At 70.2% G+C, this 24,553-nt stretch carries 22 protein-coding genes; 8 read left to right on the top strand and 14 right to left on the bottom strand.

Going from position 1 to position 24,553, the window contains the following annotated elements:
- Positions 1–4: 4 nt before the first annotated feature.
- Positions 5–553, bottom strand: coding sequence for a GNAT family N-acetyltransferase (locus OG257_RS33900; protein ID WP_329213703.1), 549 nt, complete (start codon positions 551–553; stop codon positions 5–7).
- Between the two features lie 176 nt (positions 554–729).
- On the opposite strand from OG257_RS33900, the gene OG257_RS33895 reads away from it, so the two are divergent.
- The 5 genes from OG257_RS33895 to OG257_RS33875 all read left to right on the top strand — a co-directional run bounded on the left by OG257_RS33895 (position 730) and on the right by OG257_RS33875 (position 4,075).
- Entirely contained in the window at positions 730–1,320 is a 591-nt protein-coding gene (locus tag OG257_RS33895) for a DUF5134 domain-containing protein (protein ID WP_329213701.1), read from the top strand.
- Between the two features lie 87 nt (positions 1,321–1,407).
- Positions 1,408–2,343, top strand: coding sequence for a M56 family metallopeptidase (locus tag OG257_RS33890; RefSeq protein WP_329213699.1), 936 nt, complete (start codon positions 1,408–1,410; stop codon positions 2,341–2,343).
- Between the two features lie 35 nt (positions 2,344–2,378).
- A complete protein-coding gene (locus tag OG257_RS33885; protein WP_329213697.1) occupies positions 2,379–3,071 on the top strand; it encodes a phosphatase PAP2 family protein in 693 nt (230 codons plus the stop codon).
- A gap of 19 nt (positions 3,072–3,090) precedes the next feature.
- Positions 3,091–3,816, top strand: a complete 726-nt coding sequence (locus OG257_RS33880; RefSeq protein WP_329213695.1) for an HAD family hydrolase — start codon at positions 3,091–3,093, stop codon at positions 3,814–3,816.
- Between the two features lie 79 nt (positions 3,817–3,895).
- Positions 3,896–4,075, top strand: coding sequence for a hypothetical protein (locus tag OG257_RS33875; RefSeq protein ID WP_329213693.1), 180 nt, complete (start codon positions 3,896–3,898; stop codon positions 4,073–4,075).
- A 228-nt stretch (positions 4,076–4,303) separates the two neighbouring features.
- Here the strand turns inward: OG257_RS33875 and OG257_RS33870 are convergent, their stop codons facing one another.
- Positions 4,304–5,794 (bottom strand): LVIVD repeat-containing protein, encoded by a 1,491-nt coding sequence (locus OG257_RS33870; protein WP_329213691.1) that lies wholly within the window; start codon positions 5,792–5,794, stop codon positions 4,304–4,306.
- A gap of 157 nt (positions 5,795–5,951) precedes the next feature.
- Here OG257_RS33870 and OG257_RS33865 point away from each other — a divergent pair, with 157 nt between their 5' ends.
- Entirely contained in the window at positions 5,952–6,638 is a 687-nt protein-coding gene (locus OG257_RS33865; protein WP_329213689.1) for a DUF305 domain-containing protein, read from the top strand.
- 89 nt (positions 6,639–6,727) lie between these two features.
- Positions 6,728–8,110, top strand: a complete 1,383-nt coding sequence (locus tag OG257_RS33860; protein ID WP_329213687.1) for an FAD-dependent oxidoreductase — start codon at positions 6,728–6,730, stop codon at positions 8,108–8,110.
- Between the two features lie 29 nt (positions 8,111–8,139).
- Here OG257_RS33860 and OG257_RS33855 read toward each other — a convergent pair whose 3' ends face one another.
- From OG257_RS33855 to OG257_RS33800, 12 genes are all read right to left on the bottom strand, one after another.
- Positions 8,140–8,487: an ArsR/SmtB family transcription factor gene (locus OG257_RS33855; RefSeq protein ID WP_329213686.1), complete on the bottom strand. Its 348-nt coding sequence runs from the start codon at positions 8,485–8,487 to the stop codon at positions 8,140–8,142.
- Between the two features lie 50 nt (positions 8,488–8,537).
- Positions 8,538–9,284, bottom strand: a complete 747-nt coding sequence (locus OG257_RS33850; RefSeq protein ID WP_329213684.1) for a class I SAM-dependent methyltransferase — start codon at positions 9,282–9,284, stop codon at positions 8,538–8,540.
- Positions 9,285–9,341: 57 nt separating this feature from the next.
- Positions 9,342–10,448, bottom strand: coding sequence for an NADH:flavin oxidoreductase/NADH oxidase (locus OG257_RS33845; RefSeq protein ID WP_329213682.1), 1,107 nt, complete (start codon positions 10,446–10,448; stop codon positions 9,342–9,344).
- A gap of 150 nt (positions 10,449–10,598) precedes the next feature.
- Positions 10,599–11,003: a hypothetical protein gene (locus OG257_RS33840; protein ID WP_329213680.1), complete on the bottom strand. Its 405-nt coding sequence runs from the start codon at positions 11,001–11,003 to the stop codon at positions 10,599–10,601.
- Positions 11,004–11,032: 29 nt separating this feature from the next.
- Positions 11,033–14,236, bottom strand: a complete 3,204-nt coding sequence (locus OG257_RS33835; protein WP_329213678.1) for a glycosyl hydrolase 115 family protein — start codon at positions 14,234–14,236, stop codon at positions 11,033–11,035.
- 86 nt (positions 14,237–14,322) lie between these two features.
- A complete protein-coding gene (locus OG257_RS33830) occupies positions 14,323–15,861 on the bottom strand; it encodes a sodium:solute symporter family protein (RefSeq protein WP_329213676.1) in 1,539 nt (512 codons plus the stop codon).
- A 63-nt stretch (positions 15,862–15,924) separates the two neighbouring features.
- Positions 15,925–17,193 carry a glucarate dehydratase family protein gene (locus OG257_RS33825; RefSeq protein WP_329213674.1) on the bottom strand — a complete coding sequence of 423 codons (1,269 nt, stop codon included), beginning with the start codon at positions 17,191–17,193 and terminating at the stop codon, positions 15,925–15,927.
- Between the two features lie 38 nt (positions 17,194–17,231).
- Positions 17,232–17,588, bottom strand: a complete 357-nt coding sequence (locus OG257_RS33820; protein ID WP_329213672.1) for an endo-1,4-beta-xylanase — start codon at positions 17,586–17,588, stop codon at positions 17,232–17,234.
- Positions 17,589–17,731: 143 nt separating this feature from the next.
- Entirely contained in the window at positions 17,732–20,134 is a 2,403-nt protein-coding gene (locus tag OG257_RS33815) for a glycoside hydrolase family 3 N-terminal domain-containing protein (protein WP_329213670.1), read from the bottom strand.
- Between the two features lie 53 nt (positions 20,135–20,187).
- Positions 20,188–21,084 carry a carbohydrate ABC transporter permease gene (locus OG257_RS33810; protein ID WP_329213668.1) on the bottom strand — a complete coding sequence of 299 codons (897 nt, stop codon included), beginning with the start codon at positions 21,082–21,084 and terminating at the stop codon, positions 20,188–20,190.
- Positions 21,085–21,088: 4 nt separating this feature from the next.
- Entirely contained in the window at positions 21,089–22,018 is a 930-nt protein-coding gene (locus tag OG257_RS33805; protein WP_329213666.1) for a carbohydrate ABC transporter permease, read from the bottom strand.
- Between the two features lie 2 nt (positions 22,019–22,020).
- Complete coding sequence (locus OG257_RS33800; protein ID WP_329215490.1) at positions 22,021–23,268, bottom strand: extracellular solute-binding protein; 1,248 nt, start codon at positions 23,266–23,268, stop codon at positions 22,021–22,023.
- Positions 23,269–23,482: 214 nt separating this feature from the next.
- Here OG257_RS33800 and OG257_RS33795 point away from each other — a divergent pair, with 214 nt between their 5' ends.
- A complete protein-coding gene (locus OG257_RS33795) occupies positions 23,483–24,541 on the top strand; it encodes a LacI family DNA-binding transcriptional regulator (protein WP_329213664.1) in 1,059 nt (352 codons plus the stop codon).
- Positions 24,542–24,553: the final 12 nt, after the last annotated feature.

The following is a 24,553-nucleotide window of genomic DNA, read 5'->3' as shown; positions in this document are numbered from 1 at the left end:
GGGCCTACAGCTCCTTGACCAGCAGCTCGAACGCGAGATCATCGCGCTGCGGGATGCCGAAACGCTCGTCGCCGTACGGGAAGGGGGTCAGCTCTCCCGTACGGCGGTAGCCCCGGCGCTCGTACCAGGCGATCAGCTCCTCGCGGACCGAGATCACCGTCATGTGCATCTCGGTCGCCCCCCAGCTCTCGCGGACGATACGCTCCGCCTCGGCGATGATGACCTTGCCGAGGCCGGCGCCCTGGAGCCCGGGCTTCACCGCGAACATGCCGAAGTAGGCGGCCTTGCCCCGGTGCTCGAGCTGGCAGCAGGCAACCGGCTCTCCGTCCCGCTCGGCCACCAGGAGCCGCCCCGAGGGAGCCGTGACCACCTCGCGCACCCCGTCCGCGTCCGTCCGCTGCCCTTGGAGGATGTCCGCCTCCGTGGTCCATCCGGCCCGGCTCGAGTCGCCGCGGTAGGCGGACTGGATGAGCTGCACGAGGACCGGCACATCGGCCTCGGTCGCGTCGCGGAAGGTCAGCTGTGCCCGGTCAGGGGACGGTGCGATGTCCATGGTGGCGTTCTCCGTTTGTCTGCTGCCGACGGTGCGGTCCGAGACTAACCCGGCCGCCGGCCGCCCCCTTCGGGCCCTGGCGCGCTCCCCCAGTACCCCAATGCGCCCCGGTAGGACGATCCGGCGCTGGGCAACGAGTAGGTGACATCGGCGTTCACCGTAGGGGGAGGTGCACCGTGCACGGACCGGCGCTGGCCGGCTGGCTGCTGATGGTGCTGTGCGGAGCCACGGGGGCGTACTGCCTGCTGCGTACGCGCAGCGGGACGGAGGAGGAGCGCAGGACGGCGCGCGCGGAAGGACTGATGGGTCTCGGCATGGCCGCGATGGCTGTGCCCGCTGCCGTGTTCACGCTGCCCGGCTGGACCTGGGCGGTGTACGCGGTGCTGTTCGGCGGGGCGGCTCTGCGGGTGCTCATGACCGCCCCGTACCGCGCCCACCATCTGCACCATCTGGTCGGTTCGCTCGCCATGGTCTACATGGCGGTGGCGATGGCACCCGGCGCGGGCCAGGGCGTCCGCGGCGGGCACATGGACCACGGATCCGCGGCCTCGGCCGGAGGCATACCCCTGCTGACCGGGGTGCTGCTGACGTACTACGCGCTGTACGTGCTGCGCTCGGCGGGGCGGCTGATCCCGGTGACCGCAGCGGCCGGCCCGGGCAGCGCAGGTGGCGCGGCGGGCCCCGGCCGGGAGGCGCGCCCCGAGCTGGCACTCGCCTGCAGGCTGACCATGGGGATAGGCATGTTCGCGATGCTGCTCACTCTGTGAGACAGCGGGCCCGTTGCGCCGTGTCGTGCGTCACTTGCCGTGCACGGCCATACCCGCGAGTGCCACGGCCCTCATAGGGTGACGCCCATGCTGGTCTCCCTCGTGCTGCTGGTCCTCGGTGCACTGACCGCCGTGGTGACTCCGCGCCTGATGGCCCGGGCCCAGTGGCCGGAGCGCGAGCCGGTCGTGGCGCTGTGGGTCTGGCAGTGCGTGGTGGCCGGGGTCCTGCTGTCCTTCGGGCTCTCCATGACGTTCAGCGCATCCGCCGCCTGGCAGGCGGTACGCGGGCAGGTCTTCGCGCCTGCCCCCCGCGCGGTGGTGGAGGCCTACGCACTGGCCGCGTACGGGCCCTGGTCGGCCGTCATCGCGGTGCTGCTGGCGCTCGGCGGCCTCTGGACCGTGGCCATGCTCGTACGGGAGATCCACCGGGCGCAGCAGCGGCGCAGACGGCGCCGGAGCGAACTGCTGGTCCGTTCCCCGCTGCTGCCCGGCGAGGAGCCCGGCAGCGGCCCTCTGGTGGTGCTGGAGGGCGAGCGCCCGGATGCCTGGTGGCTGCCCGGTGCGGCGCCTCAACTGGTCATCACCACGGCGGCTCTCGGACGGCTGAAAGGCCGTCAGCTCGATGCCGTGCTGGCCCATGAGCAGGGCCACGCGCAGGCCCGCCACGACTGGCTCCTGCACTGCTCGGCGGCGCTGGCGACCGGATTCCCGCAGGTGCCGGTGTTCGCCGCGTTCCGCGACGAGATGCACCGGCTGGTCGAACTGGCGGCGGACGATGTGGCGTCCCGGCACTTCGGGCGCCTCACGATCGCCCTCGCCCTGGTCGAACTCAACGAGGACCGCGGAGTGTTCGGCCCGTGCCCGACCCCGGACGCACAAGTGCCGCTCCGGGTGAACCGGTTGCTCGCCCCGGTGGAGCGGCTCACCGCGGCCCGTCGGCTGCGGCTGACCGCGGCGGCCGCCCTGGTGCCGGTCGTTCCGCTGGTGGTGGCCTTCCTTCCGGGACTCAGCGCTCTGGGATGAGTGGGTTTCGCCCCGTGTCCGCGAGGATCGTCCCCATGCACTCTCCTTCCCGGACCCCGCACACCGCAGCCGGCTTTCCGACGACCGGAGTCATCTGCGCGGCCCTGGCCGCTGCGCTGCTGACCCTGGTCGCGGTGCGCTGGGCACCCCTGATGTCACTGGACCGAACGGTCGCCGAGGCCCTGCACCGCAGCGCGGTGACCGAGCCCGGGCTTGTCCGGGTCAACCGGGTGCTGACGGACTGGGTATGGGACCCCTGGACGATGCGCGCGCTGATCGCTGTCGCCGTGATCGCCCTGTGGTGGCGCGGGGCGCGGTTGCTCGCCGTGTGGGTGGCCGCGACCAGTGCGCTCGCCACCGCGGTTCAGCAGGGGATGAAGGCCGCCCTGGGCCGCGAGCGCCCGCAGTGGCCCGACCCGGTGGATTCGGCGAACTACGCGGCCTTTCCGTCGGGTCACGCGATGACGGCGGTGGTGAGCTGCGGACTGCTGCTGTGGCTGCTGCGCCTGCACGGCGCGGGACCGGGGCTGTGGCGTACGGCACTGACGGTGGCGGTGGTCTCCGTCGTGGGGGTGGCTGTCACACGCCTCTACCTGGGGGTGCACTGGATGACCGATGTCCTGGGAGGTCTGCTGCTGGGCGCGGCCGTGGTCGCGTTCTCGACAGCCGGTTACACGGCGCTCCGGCTGCGCGTCGGCCCGGACGCGGCCTTGTCGCGCCGCCCGTGAGGCGGCGAGGATCAGGACCATGGCCGTCAAAGGTGTGCTCTTCGATTTCTCCGGGACCCTCTTCCGAATCGAGTCGGTCGACTCATGGCTGCGCGCCGCCCTCGACGCACGGGGCACGGTCATGGGACGGGCCGACTTCGAACGGTACGTACAGCGACTGACGGCGGCCGGCGCCCTGCCGGGCGGCCCTCATCCGCAGCGGGTCCCGCCGCACCTCACAGCGGCCTGGGCCGATCGCGACAGGAGCGCGGAGATGCACAGGCAGGCGTACACCGGCCTGGCCCGCAGGGCGGAGCTCCCGGATCCCGGGCTGTGCGACGCGCTGTACGACCGCCATATGACGCCCGAGGCATGGCGCCCGTACCCCGATGCGGTGGAGGTGCTCCGAGGGCTGCGGCACAACGGGGTCGCGGTCGGTGTGGTCAGCAACATCGGCTGGGATCTGCGGCCCGTTTTCCGGGCGCACGGCCTGGACGGCCTGGTCGACGCCTACATCCTGTCCTTCGAGCACGGCATCCGGAAACCGGATCCTCGTCTGTTCCGGACCGCCTGCACGCTGCTGGGGCGCGATCCGTCGGACGTGGTCATGGTCGGCGACGACCGGCACGCGGACGCAGGCGCGGCCGCACTGGGCTGTGAGGTGCGTTTCGTGGACCACCTGCCCGTGCCGGAGCGGCCGGACGGGCTCCGTGCGCTCGGCCTTGTGGCGCCTACGGACGGGCGGCCCGATCCGTACGCTTCGTGAAGGCTTCCTGGAGAAGGTGTGAGGGATGTCCTGTCCGCCGATGGGGCTGATTGTCGGACAGGGGCCTTAGCCTGGACGCATGTCCCCGTATCCGAACACGTCCGGTTCCGTGCGTTCCGCCTCCGTGGTCAACGAAGAGATTCGTGACCTGTGGCAGCGCTCGGGCGGACTGCTGTCCCCGGACGACGAGGCGGAGTACCAGAGCCTGCTGGTGGAGTGGGCCGCAGCGGCGGGTACGAGCGTGAGGTCGGCGGCCTGACGGCGTCCGGTGTGACACGGACCCCCGGCTGGTACCGCCTTTGCCGTCCGGTTCCTTCCGGCTCCCGCCGATGTCACTGGGTCCTCTGATTCCGGCGATCCCCCGCGTCGCCGGATCCAGGGGTACAGCATGTCCCCGCGTGGCTCGTCGGTCAATGAATTAAGCGTGCCCCGCCGGGTGTGAGCCACCCGGCGGGGCACGGTGTTCGGTGCGTGAGCTACGGCCGGGTCAGTGGTCGAAGTAGTCCGGCTGCGTCTGCACGTTGAGCTCGTGCAGCCGCACCCGCTTCGCCGGGTCCGTCCGCCAGTCGTCGAGCTTCAGCACGTCGAAGCCCTTGGCGATGTCGTTGGAGTAGATGTAGCCGTTGTAGTAGTAGGCCGACCAGGGACCGGCCGTGGTGACCGCGGCGGTCGAGATGGGACCGCGCTCGAAGAACGCGATCTCCTTCGGCTTCGAGGAGTTGGTGAAGTCCCATACGGAGACGCCGCCCTGGTACCACGCCTGGACCATCAGGTCGCGGCCCTTGACCGGGATGATCGACCCGTTGTGGGCGACACAGACCTCGGTCTCGGCCTGCGGGCGGTCGATCTTGAAGTAGCTGCGGAAGACCAGCTTGCGGTGGTCGCCCCTGCCGATGATGTCGTAGATGCCGTCGGCGCCACGGTTCGGACCGACCTCGGCGTTGCAGGTGGCCGCGCCGCCTCCGCCGAGCTCATCCGTGAAGACGACCTTGTTGGCCCCCTGGTTGAAGGTCGCGGAGTGCCAGAACGCGAAGTTCACGTTGTCCTGGACCCGGTCGATGATCTTCGGGTTCTCGGGGTCCTCGATGGAGAACAGCAGGCCGTCACCCATGCACGCGCCGGCCGCCAGGTCCTTCGACGGGAGCACGGTGATGTCGTGGCAGCCGGTGGTCTTGGAGACACCCGGGTTGTCCGGAGCGCCCGGGTTCCCGCCATCCGGGAAGAGGATCGGGAAGTTGACGATCCGGGACTTCTCGGGGGCGTTGCGCGGCACCTTGATGACGGAGATCCCGTCGTGGGGCGGCTGGCAGTCCGGGAACGTCGCGTTGGGCGAGTACGAGGAGACGTACACGTAGACGTTCTTGCGCTCGGGAACGATCGTGTGGGTGTGCGAACCACACGCGGTCTCGACTGCGGCGACGTACTGCGGGTTGCGCTTGTCGCTGATGTCGAAGACCTTCATGCCCTCCCAGGAGGACTTCTCCGTGGCGGGCTGGGTGGTGCTGGCGCACGAGTTGTCGCTGCGCGAGGAGTCGGTGGACAGGAAGAGCAGGTCCCCGGAGACCGAGATGTCGTTCTGCGAACCGGGGCACAGGACCTGTGCGACGGTCCTCGGGCTCTTCGGGTTGCTGATGTCGAAGATCCGGAAGCCGTCGTAGTTGCCGGAGAAGGCGTACTTCCCCTGGAAGACCAGGTCCGAGTTGGTGCCCTTCAGGGCGTCCTTCGGGACGTTGGCGACGTGAGTGATGTTGTCGCTGTGGACGATCTCGTCCACGCCGGGTATCTCGCCGCTCTCGATGGCAGCTCTGGCTTCGGCCTGCTGGCTCACGGAGACGCCGCTGCTGGTGGCAGCCTTGTCACCGGGGTCGGGTGTCGCGGCCGCGGGTCCGGCCGTGAACAGCGTGGCGATCAGTCCGGCCGCGGCTGCCGCCACACCCAGACGTCTGCGCCGCACTCTGGTGGTGTGCAACGAGGTCACTGCGTCCTCCCTTGTGTCCGTTCATAGTTGAACGGTTCGTGGACCCCGGCAGTATCGTCCCTCGCATGTACACACCAACAGATGGCAACAGAGACGTAATAAAAGTTTTTGATCTTTGCCCTGTGGAAGGTGTTAGGACGGTCTGCAACACACCCATGTGGCACAGGAGGTCGCCGTGTTGATCCGCTGTCAGACCCCGCGCGTACGCGCAACCGCTCTCGCGGCGACGCTCGCGGTGGCCGTATTCGCCCTGGGGGCCTGCGATTCCGGCAGCGGCGACAAGGACACGAAATCCGCGTCGGGCAAGGGGCCTTCGGTGGTGGCGCCCGGGAAACCGGGCGAGCCGGCAAGGACGCTGTCCGCCGAGGAAGCGGTGAAGGCCGCCGGGGACGACACCCCGAATTCTGCGGACTTCCGCTACGCCGAGCTGATGATCGAGCACCACAAGCAGGCTCTGGTCCTCACCGCACTGGTCTCCGGACGGGGCGCCTCCACATCTGTCCAACGGCTCTCCGAGCGCATATCAGCAGGTCAGAAGCCGGAGATCGGCGCGATGGAAGGCTGGCTCAAAAACAACGGCGGAGACAAGCGCACGGAGTCCCACGACCACTCCGCCATGCCCGGCATGGCGACCGACGAACAGCTGAAGAAGCTGCGTGCGGCACGGGGCAAGGCCTTCGACGCGCTGTTCCTCGACCTGATGATCACCCACCACCAGGGCGCGATCACCATGGCGACGGAGGCCCTCGCCGACGGCAACAACGTCACCGTCGAGGAGATGGCCACCGATGTCGTCGCCCAGCAGACCGTGGAGATCGACCGGATGCGCAAGCTGATGACCTGACGGCCCCGGGCAAACCGGACCCCGCGTGCCTCTCCCCCGTTCCGCGCCGCGGTGCGATGCTGGAGGCATCCTGCGGGAAGAGGTGCGCCGTGCTCCGTGTCGCCGTCGTCGGTTCGGGCCCCAGCGGGGTCTACACCGCCCAGGCCCTGCTGCAGCAGTCGCGGGTGCCGGATGTGCGGGTCCATGTCCTGGACCGGCTGCCCACCCCGTACGGCCTGGTCCGCTACGGGGTCGCCCCCGACCACGAGAAGATCAAGTCGCTCCAGAACAGTCTCCGGGCGGTCCTGGAGGACGACCGGATCACCTTCGTCGGGCATGTCGAGGTGGGCGGCCGGGGCGGGCTGTCACCCGCCCGGCTCAGGGAGCTGTACCACGCGGTGGTCTACTGCGTCGGAGCGGCGGCCGACCGCCCGCTCGCCGTTCCCGGCGAGGATCTGCCGGGGAGCTTCTCCGCGACCGAGTTCGTCTCCTGGTACAGCGCGCACCCGGACACCGCCGCCGACGGCTTCACGCTCGGGGCACGCTCGGCCGTGGTGATCGGCGTCGGCAACGTCGCGGTCGACGTGGCCCGGATCCTGGCCCGCGGCGCGGCGGAGCTGCGTTCCACCGATGTGCCCCCGGCAGCCCTGGACGCACTCGCGGCGAGCCGGGTCCGCGAGGTCCACATCGCGGGCAGGCGGGGCCCCTCACAGGCGAGGTTCACCACGAAGGAACTGCGCGAGCTCGGTGCGCTGCCGCGCGCACGGATGGTCGTGGACGGTGCGGAACTGGCCCTCGACCCTGCTTACGCGGCCCCGGCGGGCGCACCCGGGACGCCGCCGCTGCCCGCCGTGGTGCGGCGGAATCTGGAGGTGCTGCGCGGATGGTCGGCGGACCCGCCGCCCGCTGCGGGCGACCGTGAGCGCCGTATCCGGCTCCGCTTCTTCCTGCGCCCGGTCGAGCTGCTGGAGAGGGGCGGACGCGTGGCGGGTGTGCGGTTCGCCCGGACGGCTCCGGACGGTGCCGGCGGAGTGCGGGACACCGGCGGCTACGAGGACATCGAGGCCCAGCTCGTGCTGCGGGCCGTGGGCTACCGGGGAACTCCGCTGCCCGGGCTGCCGTTCGACCCGGCGCGGAGCACGGTGCCGCATCTGGCGGGCCGGGTGCTGCGGGACGGGGTCGCGTCCCCCGGGGAGTACGTCGCCGGATGGATCAAGCGAGGCCCGACGGGAGTGATCGGTTCGAACAGGTCGTGCGCCAAGGAGACGGTCGCCTCGCTGATCGACGACGCGCCGCTCCTCGCGGAAAGGCCGGTGGCGGCCGACCCGCTGGGCGCCCTGCGGAACTGGGGGCTGCGGCCGGTGGAGTGGAACGGCTGGCTGTCGATCGAGCGGGCGGAGGCCGCACTGGGCCGTTCGCTCGGACGTGGACAGGTGAAGATCCCCGACTGGCCCGGGCTGCTCGACGCGGCACGGGGCGACGGCCTCGGGTAGGGACGGCCCCTGGCCGGCCTGCTGCGGGGTCAGTCCTCGCCGAGACGCTTCGCCTGCCGGTCCGCCGCACCGAGAACGCTGTCGAGCAGGCCCGGGAAAAGGGCGTCCAGGTCCTCTGTCCGCAGGCCGCTCAGCTTGGCGGTCCCACGGTAGATCTGCCGGATCACACCGCTCTCGCGCAGCACCCGGAAGTGATGCGTGGTGGTGGACTTGGTGACGGGAAGCTCGAAGCGGGAGCAGGCCAGCTCGTCTGCGGCACCTGCCAGTTGGCGCACGATCCGCAGGCGTATCGGGTCGGAGAGCGCATGGAGCACGCCCTCCAGGCGGATCTCGTCGCGCGAGGGGTGGGCGAGCGCACGGGCGGCATTCGACGTCACTGTGGCTCCACTTCGTCCGGGGCGTCCATTGTACGAGATCTGTCGTAGTTTTACCGGCGGGTGGCGACCACCAGACGGGCGCGAGGACTGCCGTCCGGCCCCTGGCCGAGGTCCGTGAGAGGAAGCAACCGCACGGAGAATCCGGTGCGCACGAGATCCTCCGTCACATCGGGAAGCCGGAACGTGCGGTAGTACATGACGAACGGCGGACGCCACAGCGCGTTGCGCACCCGCATGGCCGCGTCGAAGCCGAGCAGCGACCAGTAGGCACGCGAACCCACCGGGGGCGGCGCACCGACCGGGAAGACGAACAGGCCACCCGGCCGCAGCGAGGCGTGCACCTGCCGGAACAGTTCGGGGCGCTCCTTCGGCAGGAAGTGACCGAACGCCCCGAGGCTGAGAGCCAGGTCGAAGACCGGCGCGAAGGGCAGCGCCAGCGCATCGGCCCGCACCCAGTCCACCGCCGGACCACTGCGGGCCCCTGCCTGTGCCGCCCGTGTCGCTTGTGCCGCCTGCGCCACGGCGAGCATCCCGGCGCTGAAGTCGACTCCGGTGACCCGCTCCCGGCACAGCCCGCTCAGTACACCCACCCCCGCTCCGGTGCCGCAGCAGACGTCGAGCCCTCTGTCGAAGACCCCGAGGGGGCGCACCGCCCGGGTGACGGCGTCGAGCACCCGGTCCGGGGTCCGGTAGGGCGTCCGGTCGAACTTCGGGGCGAGCAGGTCGTATCCGCGCATCGTCGATGACAGCGCCTGAACGGCCAGTTCGCGGAGGGTCGGGCCCTGTGGAGTGAACATCGCGGATCAGCGTACCGAGAAAGGCCCGGGTACCCGCGACCCGGGCACAGCCTCGTGTCAGACCGCCCGCAGGTACTGCTCGGGTGCCGGCACATCGACGCCGAGTGAGCGCGAGGCGTTGCGGACGAAGTAGGGGTCGCGCAGCAGTTCCCGACCGAGCAGGACGGCGTCCGCGCGCTCCTCCGAGAGGATCTTCTCGGCCTGCACGGGGTCGGTGATCAGGCCGACGGCGGCCACGGGCAGGCCCGCCTCGGTGCGGACCCGTTCGGCGAACGGCACCTGGTAACCCGGCCCCACGGGGATCCGCGCGCGCGGCGCGAGCCCGCCGGAGGAGACGTCCAGCAGGTCGACGCCGTGCGCCCGCAGTTCGCGTGCGAAGCGGACCGTGTCGTCCGCCGTCCAGCCCTCCCGCTCGTCGTCCGCGTTCTCGGTCAGCCAGTCGGTGGCGGAGATCCGGAAGAAGACCGGAAGGTCCTCGGGCCACACGGCCCGGACCGCGTCCACGACCTCCAGGGCGAAGCGGATGCGGTTCTCGAAGGAGCCGCCGTAGGCGTCGGTCCGGTGGTTGGTGTGCGGGGAGAGGAACTCGCCGATCAGATATCCGTGTGCGCCGTGGACCTCGGCGACGCGGAAGCCGGCCGCGAGCGCCCGGCGGGCGGCATCCGCGAACTGGGCGACGACCTGCTGGATGCCCTCGGTGGTCAGTTCGGCGGGCACCGGGTGGCCCTCGTCGTACGCGACCGGGCTCGGGGCGACCGGCTGCCAGCCCTCGCTGTCCGGGGTACCCGCCTCGACCGGGCCGCCACCGCGCCAGGGGCGGTCCGTCGATGCCTTGCGGCCGGCATGGGCGAGCTGAATGCCGGGAACGGTTCCGTGCCGCGTGAGGAAGTCGGTGATGCGGCGGAGGGCGTCCACCTGCCGGTCGTTCCAGATGCCGAGGTCGGCGGGGCTGATCCTGCCCTCAGGGCTGACGGCCGTCGCCTCCACCAGGATCAGGCCCGTACCGCCCGTGGCACGGGCGGCGTAGTGGGCGAAGTGCCAGTCGTTCGCCGCGCCCGTGTCCGGCCCGGACGTCTCCGCGCTGTACTGGCACATCGGGGACATCCAGATGCGGTTGGGAATGGACAGCGACCGCAGGGCGTAGGGCTCGAAGAGTGCGCTCACGGGGGGACTCCGCTTCCTCTGGATGCGACGATGCGCCGGGCAGGGCGACACGGGCCGGCGGACATGCCGGCCACGCCTTGTACGAGAATCACCGTACTACGGGAATCGTCGAATTACGAAGCCTCTCGTACAACCGGCCCGGCCCGCCCTTCACCTACCGGGCCGCAGCCGCCGCCTGAGCCTGATGTCGGTCTCGGCCGCGTACATCTGGCTCCAGCTGCGTCCGCCACCCGACGTCCACGTCACCTGGACGTTCGCCCCGTCCACCCTGACGCCCTCCACCGTCATGGCCCGGTCGCCGTCGCGTACGTCGCCGCGGAGCAGTTCGCGGGCCTTGACGGTGACCGGATCCGACAGACGCGCGTTCTCCACGGCCTCGGCCGCCGCGACGAGCGCCGCTGCCAGTTCCCTGGCCGCGGCCGGGGAGCAGGACCAGGAGGCGCCGGCCGACGGGCCCTCGATCAGGATCCCGACCCTGGGGGCGCCCTCGGCCGGGCCGGGGGTCACCTCCAGCGCCGCACCGCGTCCCTCGGTGTCCTCGATCTCGATGCTCATGCCTGTCGCGCCTCCTCTTCCCGCTCCGGTCAGCTCAGCCGGAGACTCTCCGGCGGGCCCAGATAGCTGGGCTTGAGGCCGCCGGTATCCACCACGAGGTTCTGCAGCACCACCGTCGGGTCGACCATCCAGAATTTCAGCACATGTACACCGGCCCGGCCGATGTGGTGTGCGGTGCTGGTGCGGTTGACGTTGTCCGAGGTGTTACGGGCCCACTGCGGGTTCATGGTGCCGTCGTCGGCCCCGGTGACCGCGGTGACATTGACGGACTGCGGGGCGTCGTCGTCGAAGGAGACGGCGTAGGTGAGCCCGTCGGCCGCTCGTGCGTTGTTCCGGGGCGAGAGGTACGCCCAGACCGTGACCGGCCCGGTGGTGAACAGGCTGACCCGGTACTCCAGCCTCGGCCCCTTCCCGCCCGGTGTCTGACGTGCGGCCGTGACGGGGAAGGGCTCCATGCCCGAACCCGTGCGGCCGATGCCGGGGATGCGCTGCCAGGAGATGCCGTCGCGGCCCAGCGCCCGGTGGAAGTGGTCCGCCTCGATGGAGACGTAACCGTTGGCCTCGACGAAGCCGGCGAGCTGTGCGCGCTCCGCCCGGGGGCGGTCGATCACGGCCTGGACGACGACCTCGCTGCCACCGGGGCCGGAAACAGTGACCGGAACCCGGGTGACGCCCTCGGGTGCCCGTGACCAGTCGACCCGGAAGGTGACCCGGGTCTGGGCGTCCACCCGCCCCCGCGTCCGGTCGGCGACCAGCCAGGGCGCGCCCGTGCGGATGCGGTAGTCGAAGGGTTCGGAGCCGCGGTTGAACACCTCGACGTACTGCGCCGGCTGGCTCTGGTACGGGCTGAAGACCGGCAGCACGGGCTCGGCGCCGTCCTGCCCCGCAGCCGGCCACCAGGCGGCCGAGCCGTCGATGGCCACACCCATCTCGGCCGTGCGCGGGAGTTCGATGCGCCGCACGGCGGGGAAGATCTCGTCGGCGATCGCCACGTTGTTGAGCTCGGGCTGCTGCCAGGGGGCGTTGGGCCCGTAGCGGTCCACATCGCCGTAGCCGATGTGCGGCTGGGTCTGGAAGCCCTCCCACTTCCCGTCGGCCACCTCGGTGTTGAAGCGGCGCGCCAGCGCGAAGTCGTCGGCGAGCCTGGCCTCGGCGGTCGCCGCGAGCTGGTTGGTGAGGGCTCGGCCCTGGGGTGCGTAGTGGAGGTTGGTGAACTCGGCCTCCCGCAGGGCGTACAGGTTGGCGGTCGCCCGGACCTCGTAGCCGACCAGCTGGTACCAGGCGTCCTGGGCCGAGGCCGGGAGCTTGCGCCCGATGCGTGCCGCCGCGGTGTCCAGACGCTGCCAGTCCTCCGTGACCCGCTCCAGCTCGCGGTAGTCGGTCAGGCTGAAGGGCGTGGCCCGGTCGTCGTAGACGATGGCGGACGAGTCCTTCGCCGGGTCCTTGGCGGGGTCGAGGGTGATCCTCCGGTTGAGCAGTTCGGGCTTGCGGCGGGACTGCAGCTGGGCGTAGGTGCGCAGGACGGCGGCCACGTCCTCGGCCTGCTTCTCGCCGAAGTTCTGCCTGGCGTACTGCTCTTCCCACTCCGGGATCCGGTCCAGGGACCAGCGGTCGGGGTTCCAGGCGTACTCCAGGAAGAACTGGGTGGGCAGTTCGTTGCCCTTGAGGTCCCCGACGTTGGTGATCCAGAGGCCGTGGTTGCCGTAGGCCGCGCTCTGGTGCAGCTGGTCCCACATGTTGGGGAGTGAGGCGGTGTCGACCCACTTGTAGTTGCGGCCCACCCCGACGTAGTCGAAGTGGTAGTAGAGGCCGTAACCACCGCTGCGGTCGTCGTTCTCGAGGTCGGGCAGTTTGCGGACGTTGGCCCAGTTGTCGTCGGTGAGGACGACGGTGACGTCGTCGGGGACCCGCAGTCCGCGGTCCCAGTAGCGCTGGACCTCCTTGTAGAGCGTCCACACCTGCGGGACGTCGACGTCGGGGCCGAGTTCCTCGGCGAGGATCAGGCGCTGGGTGGCGATGATCTCGCTCATCAGCTCGATGCCGTCGCCGTCGGGCAGGCTGACGTCGCCGTTGCCACGCATGCCGAGGGTGACCACACCCTCGAAGTCCTCGTCCGCCATGCGGCGGATGCCCTGCCTCCAGTAGGCCTTGATGGCTTCGGCGTTGCGGCGGAAGGACCATTCGCCGGTGCCGCCGTAGGGGTCGTGGCCGGGCTTGGTGATGTTTCCGGCGCTGTCGCGGACGGCCGCGACAGCGTGCCTGTTCCACTCCTCGATCCCCCGCATCATGGGCGCCTCGTGCGAGGTGCCCATGACGACTCCGTACGCCTTCGCGGTGGCGTGGTTCTGCGGGTCGTCCTCGGCGAAGGCGCGGCCCCAGACGGCGGGCCACAGGTAGTTGGCCTTGAGCCGCAGCATCACTTCGAAGATCTTGGCGTAGAAGCCGGCGTTGAATCCGCCCTCGAAGCCGGGGGCCTTGCCGGGGCCGAAGAAGGCGGGGGCCCAGGTCCCGAGCGCCGGGTTCTCGTCGTTGATGAAGAATCCGCGGTACTTCACGGCGGGGGTGCCCTGGCTGTGCAGACCCGGCAGGGCGTACAGCGCGTCACGGTGTACGGGTGCGACGTCGTCCCACCAGTACCAGGGCGAGACACCGATGCCCCGGGAGACGTCGTACGCGCCGAAGATCGTGCCGCGCTGGTCGCTGCCCGCAATCACGAAGGCACGGTCCACACCCGGCAGCGGCTTCTCCACCACGGCCTGCAGGCTGGTCTCCCACTTCCCCTCGATGGCGGAGACCTTGAGCTTGCGCGCGGCGACCAGGCCGTCGATCAGCGGGCTGCGGCCGAGGGTTCCCACGAGTACGATCTCGCGGCTGCCCTGGGGAGCGGTGTCGTGCGCGAGCACGGGGCGGACCCCGGTGACGCGCTCGATGTCCGCCAGGAGGTCACCGGCCACCCGCACGACGCCCGCGTGGTCGCTGTCGCTGACCACGATCGGGGCCGCCCTGCCGGCCCTCACCAGCGGGAAGGCGCCGGAGCGCGGGGTGAAGGAGATGTAGGCGCCGGGATCCGTGGGCCGGAGAGGGGCGGGTCCGCCGGACATCGGTGCCGTCGCTGCGGCCTCGCCGGTGAGCCCGATCAGGGACCCGAGCGGCGTGGCCGCGAGCGCGGTCAGCCCCAGGCCGGCCCCCAGGATCGATCGGCGACTGCTGTGGTGCGGGACGTGCTGGTCCATACTGCTCTCCCAGTTTTGTTCACACTCTTGACAAATTGGACGGGTGTGAGTCCTTGACGTGTGTTCGGGTGGAGGGGTGGAACGCGTCAGTCGATGGCGCCGGACGCCGCTGCAGGCTGGGCAGCGGTGGCTGTCACCGCTTCGCCGTCGCCGTCGGAAGCGGGTGAGAGCGCTGCCACGATCGCGTCGGCGGTGTCGTCGGGCTCCGGGCTGATCAGTCCGACGGCGACGTACACCACCAGCGAGGTGACCAGCGGGGTGACGATCACCAGGGTCTGGTCCGTGCTTTCGAGCACGAACTTCACGAGGACGTAGCCCAGCAGTCCCAACGCCCAGGAGGACAGGGCCGCGCGGGGTCCGAACTTCCGGAAGGCCGGCAGCAGCCCCAGCAGCATCGGGATGGAGATGGGGCCCATCACGGCCGCGACGAGTCCGACGATGATGCCCAGCACACCGCCGAAGTGGTCCGCCTCGATGGCGACGATCATGCTGATGGTGATGAACACGACGGTGCAGACCCGGGCGACGAGGAGTCCGGTCGCCGGGGACAGGTCCCTGGCGCGGCGGACCACCGCGGGGATGATGTCGCGGGTGACGACCGCGGAGACCGCGTTGGCGTCCGACGAGGCCATCGCCATCGTGTGCGAGAACATTCCCGCCAGGGTCAGACCGACGAGCCCGGCGGGCAGGTACGACTCCGCCATCAGCGCGTAGACCTTCTCCGGATCGGCGATCCCGGGCAGCAGCACGGCAGCGGCGACGGGCGGGAACAGCAGCACGGCCGGCCACACCACGTACAGAAGCGCCGAGAGCCCGGCGGAACGGCGTGCGGCCTTCGGGGAGTCCGTGGCCATGTACCGCTGGGCCAGGTTCCACATGCCGCCGTTGTACTCGAAGAGCTTCACGACGACGTAGGCGCCGAGGAAGGTCGCCGTGTACGGACCGACGAGCGGCTGCCCGTGCCCGTCCGGCAGCCTGTTCCAGATGGTTCCCAGGCCCGCCGCACCGTCGCCCAGCCGGTCCAGCACGACCCAGACCATGGCGAGCGCGGCAACGCCCTGGATGATGAACTGCCCGAAGTCGGTGAGCGCGTCGGCCCAGAGTCCGCCCACGGTGCAGTAGAGCAGTGTGACGATGCCGGTGATCAGGATGCCCACCGTCATCGACATGCCGGTGAACACGTTGAGCAGCACCGCCACCGATGCCCACTTGGCGGCCACGTCGAACACCTTGAGCAGGGCGCCGCTCCAGGCGAGCGCCTGCTGGGTGGGCACGTTGTACCGCTTGGCCAGGTACTCCAGCGGCGAGGCGACCGCGTAACGCTGCCTCAGCCGCTGCCAGCGCGGGGCGAACAGCCAGGCGCCCACGGCTGTTCCGAGCGCGAGCGGCAGGAAGGCCCAGACGTAGACGGTGATCCCGTAGCTGTACGCGATGGCGGCGTAGGCGACGAACACGGCCGCGCTGTACCCGGACATGTGATGGGAGATACCGGAGAGCCACCAGGGCATCCGGCCGCCACCGGTGAAGTAGTCACTCACATTGCCTACGCGGCGGTGCGACCACAGGCCTATGAGCAGCATCACCAGGAAATAGCCGCCCAGGGCGGCCCAGTCGAGCGGGGCCATGAGAACTCCTTGATCTGCGTCGGACCGCACCGCGGCCGGCCGGGATCCGACGGCCGCGGCGGATCACCAACGGGGCGTCTTCTTCTCGTAGTACGGGTCGATCCGCTGCATGTAGCCGGTGTCGTCCCGGTTGCGCAGTCCGCACGCGATGTACTGCTCGTGCAGACGGGCGAGCGCGTCACGGTCGAGTTCGATGCCGAGTCCCGGCCCCCGGGGGACCTTCACGGCCCCGTCGGCGAAGGCCAGCGTGCCGGGGACCACGATGTCCTCGGTCTTCCACGGCCAGTGGGTGTCACAGGCGTAGGTGAGGTTCGGTGTGGCGGCTGCCAGGTGCGTCATCGCCGCCAGGCTGATCCCGAGATGCGAGTTGGAGTGCATCGACAGACCCAGTCCGAAGGTGTCGCAGATCCCGGACAGCAGGCGGGATCTGTTGAGACCGCCCCAGTAGTGGTGGTCGGAGAGCACCACCTGGACCGATCCCTGCTCGACGGCGGGCGCCAGGTGCTCGAAGGCGACGACGCACATGTTGGTGGCGAGGGGGATCGATGTCTCCCGCGCCACCCGCGCCATACCGTCGAGGTCGGGTGTCGGATCCTCCAGGTACTCCAGGACGCCCTCGAGACGGCGCGCCACTTCGATCGAAGTGGTGACGCTCCAGGCCGCGTTGGGGTCGAGCCGCAGCGGCAGCGCGGGAAATGCCTCGCGCAGGGCCAGGATCGCCTGGACCTCCTCCTCGGGCGGCCGCACCCCGCCCTTCAGCTTGACCGCCGAGAAGCCGTACTCGGCGATCATGCGTCGGGCCTGGGCGACGATCGCGTCCGGGTCCAGGGCCTCGCCCCAGCTGTCAGGCTCGGCCCCGGGATGCGCCGCCCACTTGTAGAAGAGATAGGCGCTGAACGGAACGGAGTCCCGTACGGCACCGCCGAGAAGGTCGCTCACCGGGCGGCCCGCCGCCTTGCCCTGGATATCCAGGCAGGCCACCTCGAACGGGGAGAACACCCGGTCCACGGCGCTGCTCGTGGTGATCATTCCGGTGAGTCCGGATCCGCCGGTTCCGCTGTCGCCGGCCAGCACGTCGGCCACCCTGCGGTGCATGGCACCGAGCGCGTACACGTCCATGCCGGTGACGGCCTCCGCGGCTGCCCGCAGCCGGTGCAGATGCCCCTCGTCCGCGTAGGTCTCGCCGAGACCGACCAGGCCGTCGCCCGTGTCGACCTCGACGATCGCACGCAGCGCGAAGGGTTCGTGCACACCGACCGCGTTCAGCAGAGCCGGGTCCCGAAAGGCAACAGGGGTGATTCTCACTCCGGTGATCCGGAGGTCTTCGGTCATTGAGTCGCCTCTTCCGTACCCATGGAGCTGGTGCGCGTTCAGTGCCGGCCCGCGGCGAGCGTCAGGGTCTGACGCTGCGTGCCGTAGGCGGGCTCGGCCGTGTTGTTCTCGTCGAGGACGTCCGCCGCGATGTGGCGGTGCAGGATCTCCCGCAGCTCCTCGGCGGTGAAGCCACCGTTGTCGGTCCAGGCAGGAAGCCGACTGTGCCGGACGAGGGTGTGGCCCCGGACGAGCTGTCCGTTCTTCCTGGCGAAGTCGACGGGGTGGGCCCGGTGGGGGGCGTCGTCGGCCAGGGCGTCCGTGTCGACGGCCGTGCCGATGCGCGGTCCGGTCTTCCGGCCGAGAACCGCGGCAGCGGCGGCGCCGACCGCCACCGAGCAGGTTGCCTTGAGCATGACAGATGCCTTTCCGCAGGGGCGCCCCGTCCGGAGCCCTCGACTCACGCCGAGGGCTCCGGGGCGCCTTCGAAAGTTTCGACATCACCTCCGCACACCCTGGGCGTGCGGAGCGGGCGGGCAGGGAATCGCTGCCCCCTGCGTCAGTTCTCCGGGACCACCGGCTCGTGCGACGTGGTGCAGACGAGCCGGCGCCGGTGATCGACGGTGCGTTCGGGCCCCGTGAGGCGCAGCCGTACCGTGTGCCGGATGTCGGCGTGGTCGCTGGAGGCGGCGAAGCGCAGCTCGATGTCGCCGGGCTCGACGATCCGGCGCCCGCCCGTCCCGGTGAAGGACACCAGGTCCGCATGGAAGCGGAAGCGGACCCGCCGGGTCTCCCCCGCGGCGAGCGGCACCCTGGCGTAGCCGATCAGCCGCGACTCGGGGCGGGTGGTCTGGGCGACCGGGTCGTGGACGTAGAGCTGGACGACTTCGGCGCCGTCGCGTTCGCCGCTGTTGCGGACGGTGAGCTCGAGGTCGGTGGCGCCGTCGGTGGGCAGCTCGGCCGGGACGGGAGCGCCGGCCTCCCAGTCGAAGGAGGTGTACGAGAGTCCGTGGCCGAACGGGTGGAGCGGGGTCGGGTCCAGGTTGCTCACCCCGTTGACCCGGCCGAGCGGCGGCTGCAGGTAGGTCCACGGCTGGCCGCCGGGACCGTTGGGGACCCCGATGGGCAGCCGCCCGGAAGGGTTGACCCGCCCCGACAGCACGCCCGCCAGCGCCGATCCGCCCTCCTCACCCGGGAAGAAGGCCTGTACACATCCGGCCAGCCGGTCGGCCCGGCCGCCGAGCGCGTACGTGCGGCCCGTCAGCAGCACGAGGACCACCGGGGTTCCCGTGTCCAGCAGGGCGTCCAGCAGCTCGGCCTGGATGCCTGGCAGGGACAGGTCGGCCGCGTCGCAGCCCTCGCCCGAGGTGCCACGGCCGAACAGGCCGGCCCGGTCGCCGAGCACGGCCACGCAGACATCTGCGCCGGCGGCCAGTTCCACGGCCTGCGCGATTCCGGAGGCGTCCGCCCCGTCGACGTCGCAGCCCTCCGCGAAGTCGATCCCGGCACCCGGGAACTCCTCGCGCAACGACTCGAGCACCGTCGGAACGGATATGCCCATCGGCATCTCGGGGTGCAGGACGCCCACATGGCTGGGGAAGGAGTAGCAGCCGAGCATGGCCAGCGGGTCGTCGGCGCGCGGCCCCACGACCGCGATCCGTCCGGTGCCGCCGAGCGGCAGCACGTCGCCGGGGTTGGCGAGCAGGACGCAGGACCGCTCGGCCAGGAGCCTGGCCAGGGCCCGGTTCCGCGGCGGGTCGAGGTCCACGGTGCCGCGCGCCCGGTCCGGGTCCACCCCGTCGAGCGCGGCGGGCAGGACCGGCCGTTGCGGGTCGAGCAGCCCGAGTTCGCACTTCTGCAGCAGGACGCGGCGCAGAGCCCGGTCCACCAGTTCCTCGGCCACCGCGCCCTCGCGCACCGCGGCGATGAGCTCGTCGCCGTAACTGCGTACGGTGGGCAGCTCCACATCGACGCCGGCGGTGAGCGCGAGCCGGGCGGCATCGGCGCGACCGGCGGCGACCTTGTGCAGGGTCTCCAGGAACCCGATGCCGAAGTAGTCGGCGACGACGGTCCCGGCGAACCCCCAGGTGTCCCTGAGCAGTCCGGTGAGCAGTGCCGGGTCCGCGGCGGCGGGCACACCGTCGATCTCGGCGTACGAGTGCATCACCGAGCGGGCACCGCCCTCGCGGAGCGCCATCTCGAAGGGCGGAAGGATCACATCGGCCATCTCCCGGCCGCCCGCGCGGACCGGCGCGAGGTTCCGCGCCCCGGCGGACGCGGAGTAGCCCGCGAAGTGCTTCAGCGTGGCGACGATCCCGGCGGACTCGAGGCCCCGGACGTAGGCCGAACCGATCGTCGCGACCAGATACGGGTCCTCGCCGATGGTCTCCTCCACGCGGCCCCAGCGAAGGTCCCGCACGACGTCCAGGACGGGAGCGAGCCCCTGGTGGACACCGACCGACCGCATGTCGGCGCCGATCAGCCGGGCCATCTCCTCGACGAGCTCCGGGTCCCAGGCCGCGCCCCAGGCCAGCGGCACGGGATAGGCGGTGGCGCCCCATGCGGTGAAGCCGGCGAGGCACTCCTCGTGGGCGAGCGCCGGGATGCCGAACCTGCCGGCCTCGGTGATCCGGGACTGCGCGCGGGCCAGGGCGACGGCGCCGACACCCGGGTCCACCGGGGCGGTGCCGAACGGCCGGGTGAGCTGGCCGAGTCCGCGGGTGGTGAGCCCCTCGAAGTCGACCGGGTCGACCATGTCGTTCTGGTGGGGTGCGACCCCGTCTCCCTCGGCGTCGGCGCCCACCCAGATTCCGTAGAGCTGTGCGGCCTTCTCCTCGAGGGTCATCCGGGTGATGAGATCGGCCACCCGCACCTCTGGGGTGAGCGAGGGGTCGCGCCAGGGGCCGTCGGCCTCGGGTACCGGGTCGGCCTTTTCGGCTTGGGGGTGGGCGTGGATTGCCATGGCGGCAGGGGTTCCTCTCAAGAGTGCGGTGGTGCGGGGCGGCAGAGGTGTCGCTACTTGCCGCCCACCCCCATCAGTCCGTTGACCAGCGCACGCCGGGCCACGAGGTACACGGCGAAGATGGGCACGACGGAGAGCACGATCGCCGCCAGCACGGCCGGGATGTTCACGCCGAACTGGGTCATGAAGTTGAACAGCCCCAGCGTCAGCACCCGGTTCTCCTCCGACTGCGTCAGGATCAGGGGGAACAGGAAGCCGTTCCACGCCTGCAGTGCGGAGAAGATCGCCACCGTGCTGATGCCGGCCTTGGAGAGCGGGATCGCCAGCTGCCACAGCATCCGCACGGGCGACGCGCCGTCGAGGGACATCGCCTCGTACATCTCCTCCGAGACATCCCGCATGGTGCCGCTGAGCACCAGGACGGCAACCGGCATGGAGAACGCGGCAGTCGGCAGGATGATCGCGTAGAGGGTGTCGTAGAGACCCATCTTCCCGATCAGCAGGTAGAGGGGCACGATCACCGCCTGGGCCGGAATCGCCACACCGAGCAGGAACGTCCGGAAGGCCAGCGAGGAGAGGCGGCTGCGGGTGCGCACCGCCACGTACGCCACCGGGATGGACAGCACCAGCACGATGGCGACCGTGGACACCGCGACGATCGCGGTGTTGCCGAGCAGCGTGAGGAAACCGCTGTGCAGCACGGTGTTGTAGTTGTCGAACGTCGGATCGGTCGGGAACGCCAGCGGGTCGCCGTTCAGCGCCTCGTCCTGGCGCATGAGCGACGCGGAGACCAGCGTGTAGAGCGGCACCAGGACGATGACGAGCCAGACCAGCGAGCCCAGGCCGGCCAGCGGGTTGCCCAGCAGCTTCCGGCGGCGGGCGGACGCCTGATGGCGCTTCAGGGACGGCGAGATCCGCTGCGGGGCAACGGGGCGGGTGTCGATCGACATCGCGTCACATACCTTCCCGGGTGGACCGCATGGATCCGAAGCCGCTGAAGCGGACCAGGATCAGCGAGAGACTGGTGGCCACGACGACCAGTGCGGTGGCGATGGCTGCGGCGTAGCCCAGGTCGTAGGTCTGGAAGCCGGTCCGGTACATCAGGTACGGCAGGATCGTCGTGTCCGTGCCGGGACCGCCCTTGGTCATGATGAGCACGGTGTCGAAGTAGGTCAGCGAGCCGACGATCATCAGGACCGACGAGGTCGTCATCGTGTGGCGCAGCTGCGGCAGGGTGATGTGGAAGAACTGCCGCACCATGCCGGCGCCGTCGATGGCGGCCGCCTGGTAGAGGACCTCCGGGATCTGCCGGGCACCGCCCTGGTAGATCAGGGTGTGGAAGGGCATGAACTGCCAGCCGCCGACGAACGCCACCATGAGCAGTGCGCCCGTGGACGATCCCATGATGTTGGGATCGATGCCGATCCAGGGACCGATCTCCTTGATCACACCGAAGTTGGGGTCCAGCAGGGCGTGGAAGAGCATGGCGATCGCGGTGGTGGAGAGCAGCAGCGGGATGAAGAAGACCGCGGACAGCACGGCCCGGCTGCGCTGGCGTCCCGCGGCCCAGACGCCCAGCAGCAGGGCCACAGGGGTCTGGAAGGCCCAGCTGATCGTGGTGAGCAGGAGGCTCAGCCAGGCTGCCTGGCCGAACTCGGAGTCCTTGAACAACCGGGTCCAGTTGTCCAGTCCCGTCAGGGTCGGGGAGTTGAGCCCGTCCCATTCGCAGAAGGAGAGGTAGACGGCGATCGCCAGGGGGATGATCGCGAAGACGGCGAAGAAGAGGATGCCGGGCAGGGCCCAGGCGACCGGGGGGCGGCCGACGTTGCCGACGGCCGCCTTCCTGTCTCCGCGCCTCTTCGCGTGCGGAGTGTGGTGGGACATCGTTACTTTGCGGCCTTCATTGCTTCGACGAACTGCTCCGGCGTGGTCTTGCCGGCGAACAGCTTGCTGATCTCGGTGAGCAGCGGGGTGGCGTACTGGGCCTCCAGGGCCTGGTCCCACGAGAGGGTGAAGCTCGGGGCCTTCTGGACCAGCTGGTACTGGTCGTTGGCGAACTGGGGGTTGGGCGAGGTGCTGAGCATCGAGGCCGCGTTGGAGGTGGTGGGGATGTCACCGTTGTCGACGAGGGCCTGGGCGTAGGTCTTCGACGCCATCGTCTTCAGGAACGCGATGGCGGCGTCCTTGTGCTTGGTACGGGCGTTGACGGACCAGTAGTTGGTCGGGTTGCCCACCACGTTCGCCGGGTCACCCACACCGCCCGCCACGGTCGGGAACGCGGCCCAGCCGAGGTCCTTCTTGGCGAATTCGGGTGCCTTGCCCAGCTGGGTCGAGTACTCCCACGAGCCCATGAGGTGCATGGCGGCCTTGCCCTTGTTGAGCAGGGTCGGGGCTCCGCCGTTGCCGTAGTCGACCGAGTTGAAGTTCTTGCCGAACGCGCCGTCGTCGATCAGCTCCTTGACGGTCTGCGCCGTCTTGAGCACCGCGGGGTCGCCCCAGCCGTCGGTGTCGCCGTTCTGGATCTTCTGGAAGACCTCGGGTCCGCCGATCCGGTCCAGCAGGTACTCCATCCACATCAGCTCGGGCCACTTGTCGGAGCCGCCCAGGGCGAAGGGGGTGATGCCCGCGGCCTTGAAGGTGGCGATGGCCTTCTGGAGGTCCTCCCACGTCTTGGGGACCTCGAGCTTGTGCTCGGCGAAGAGGCTCTTGTTGTAGAAGACCATCACGGGCTGCATGCCGCGCATCGGCACCCCGTATATCTTCCCGTCGAGGCTGCCCGCGGTCATGATCGACGGAAGGAAGCCGTCCTTGAGCGTGGCGTCGTTCTTGATGGTCGAGGTGAGGTCGACGAGGTTCTTGGAGTCGACGTACGGCTTGATGGAACCGCCGCCCCAGTTGAAGAAGACGTCCGGGGCGCTGGGCGAGCCCATGGCGCTGCGGAGCTTGTTCACGTAGTCGGTCCCGGGGACCGACACCAGCTTGACCTTGACCTTGGAGGTCTTGTTGAACGTGTCGACCGCGGCCTGCTGTACCTTGACCGCGTCATCGCCGTAGACGTAGGCGGTGATGGTGCCGCCGCCGTCACTGCCGCTGTCTCCCGAACCGCAGCCGGCCAGGAGCCCGGCCATCGCCATCGCCGCGCCGACTGCGACCCATCTCGTCGTACGTGTGCCCTGAGTGAAAATACCCGACCGCATGACCGCACCCTCTGTCGAATGTTTCGGCTTGCCTTTCGAATGTTGCCGGAACCGTACGGTCGTGTTTCGGGCCCGTCAAGAGGGCGGGGTCAAGGATTTACCAACACCGCCCGGCCACCTGTTCGGGGCTTCGGGGAGCTACGATTCGTGCATGAGCCCTGCAAAGGTCCAGCCCCAACCGGAGAAGGTGTCCGTCGACGAGTCGTCGGAGAGCACCGCCACGCTGGCAGAAATCGCCCGAGCGGCCGGAGTTTCGGCTCCGACAGTTTCGAAAGTGCTGAACGGGCGAGCCGATGTTGCCCCCAGCACCCGCAGCAGGGTGGAGGAGCTGCTGCTGCGCCACGGCTACCGCCGCAGGCGCGGCGCCTCGCAACAGTCCCAGCTCATCGACCTGGTCTTCCACGAACTGGACAGCGCCTGGGCGATGGAAGTCGTCCGGGGAGTCGAGAACGTCGCCCGCGAGGAGGGCCTGAGCCTGGTGCTCTCGGAGAGCGCCGGCCGGCTGACCCCGGGCCAGACCTGGGTGGACGGTGTCCTGGCACGCCGCCCGGCCGGCGTCATCCTGGTGCTCTCGGACCTGGACGCCGCTCAGCGGGCCCAGCTCAACAGCCGCAGCATCCCGTTCGTCGTGGTCGACCCGGCGGGCGATCCCGGCGACGACATCCCTTCGGTCGGTGCGGCCAACTGGCAGGGCGGCCTCGCCGCCACACGCCATCTGACGGGTCTGGGACACCGCCGGATCGGCGTCATCGGCGGGCCGACCCGCATGATGTGCAGCCGCGCCCGCATCGACGGCTACCGTGCCGCGCTGGAGACCTCGGGCATTCCGATGGACCCCGAGCTCGTCCGTGAGGGCGAGTTCCACCACGAGGACGGCTACACGGCGGCCCTGGAGCTGCTGCGCCTGCCGAACCCTCCCACCGCCATCTTCGCCGGCAACGACCTGCAGGCACTGGGCGTGTACGAGGCCGCGCGTGAGCTGGGGCTGCGGATTCCGGAGGATCTCAGCGTGGTCGGATTCGACGACCTGCCGCTCACCCGGTGGATCGGGCCGCCTCTCACCACCGTGCGCCAGCCCCTGATAGAGATGGCCGAGACCGCAGCCCGGCTGGTGCTCGACCTCGGCCGGGGCAGGCAGCCCGCCACCACCCGGGTCGACCTGGCGACGAGCCTGGTGGTCCGCAGCAGCACGGCCCCGCCGGCCCGCTGACGAACGGGCGAA

This window comes from Streptomyces sp. NBC_00683, assembly GCF_036226745.1.
In the GTDB taxonomy this organism is placed as follows: Bacteria; Actinomycetota; Actinomycetes; order Streptomycetales; family Streptomycetaceae; genus Streptomyces.
This window is presented reverse-complemented; position numbering and strand designations above follow the sequence as displayed.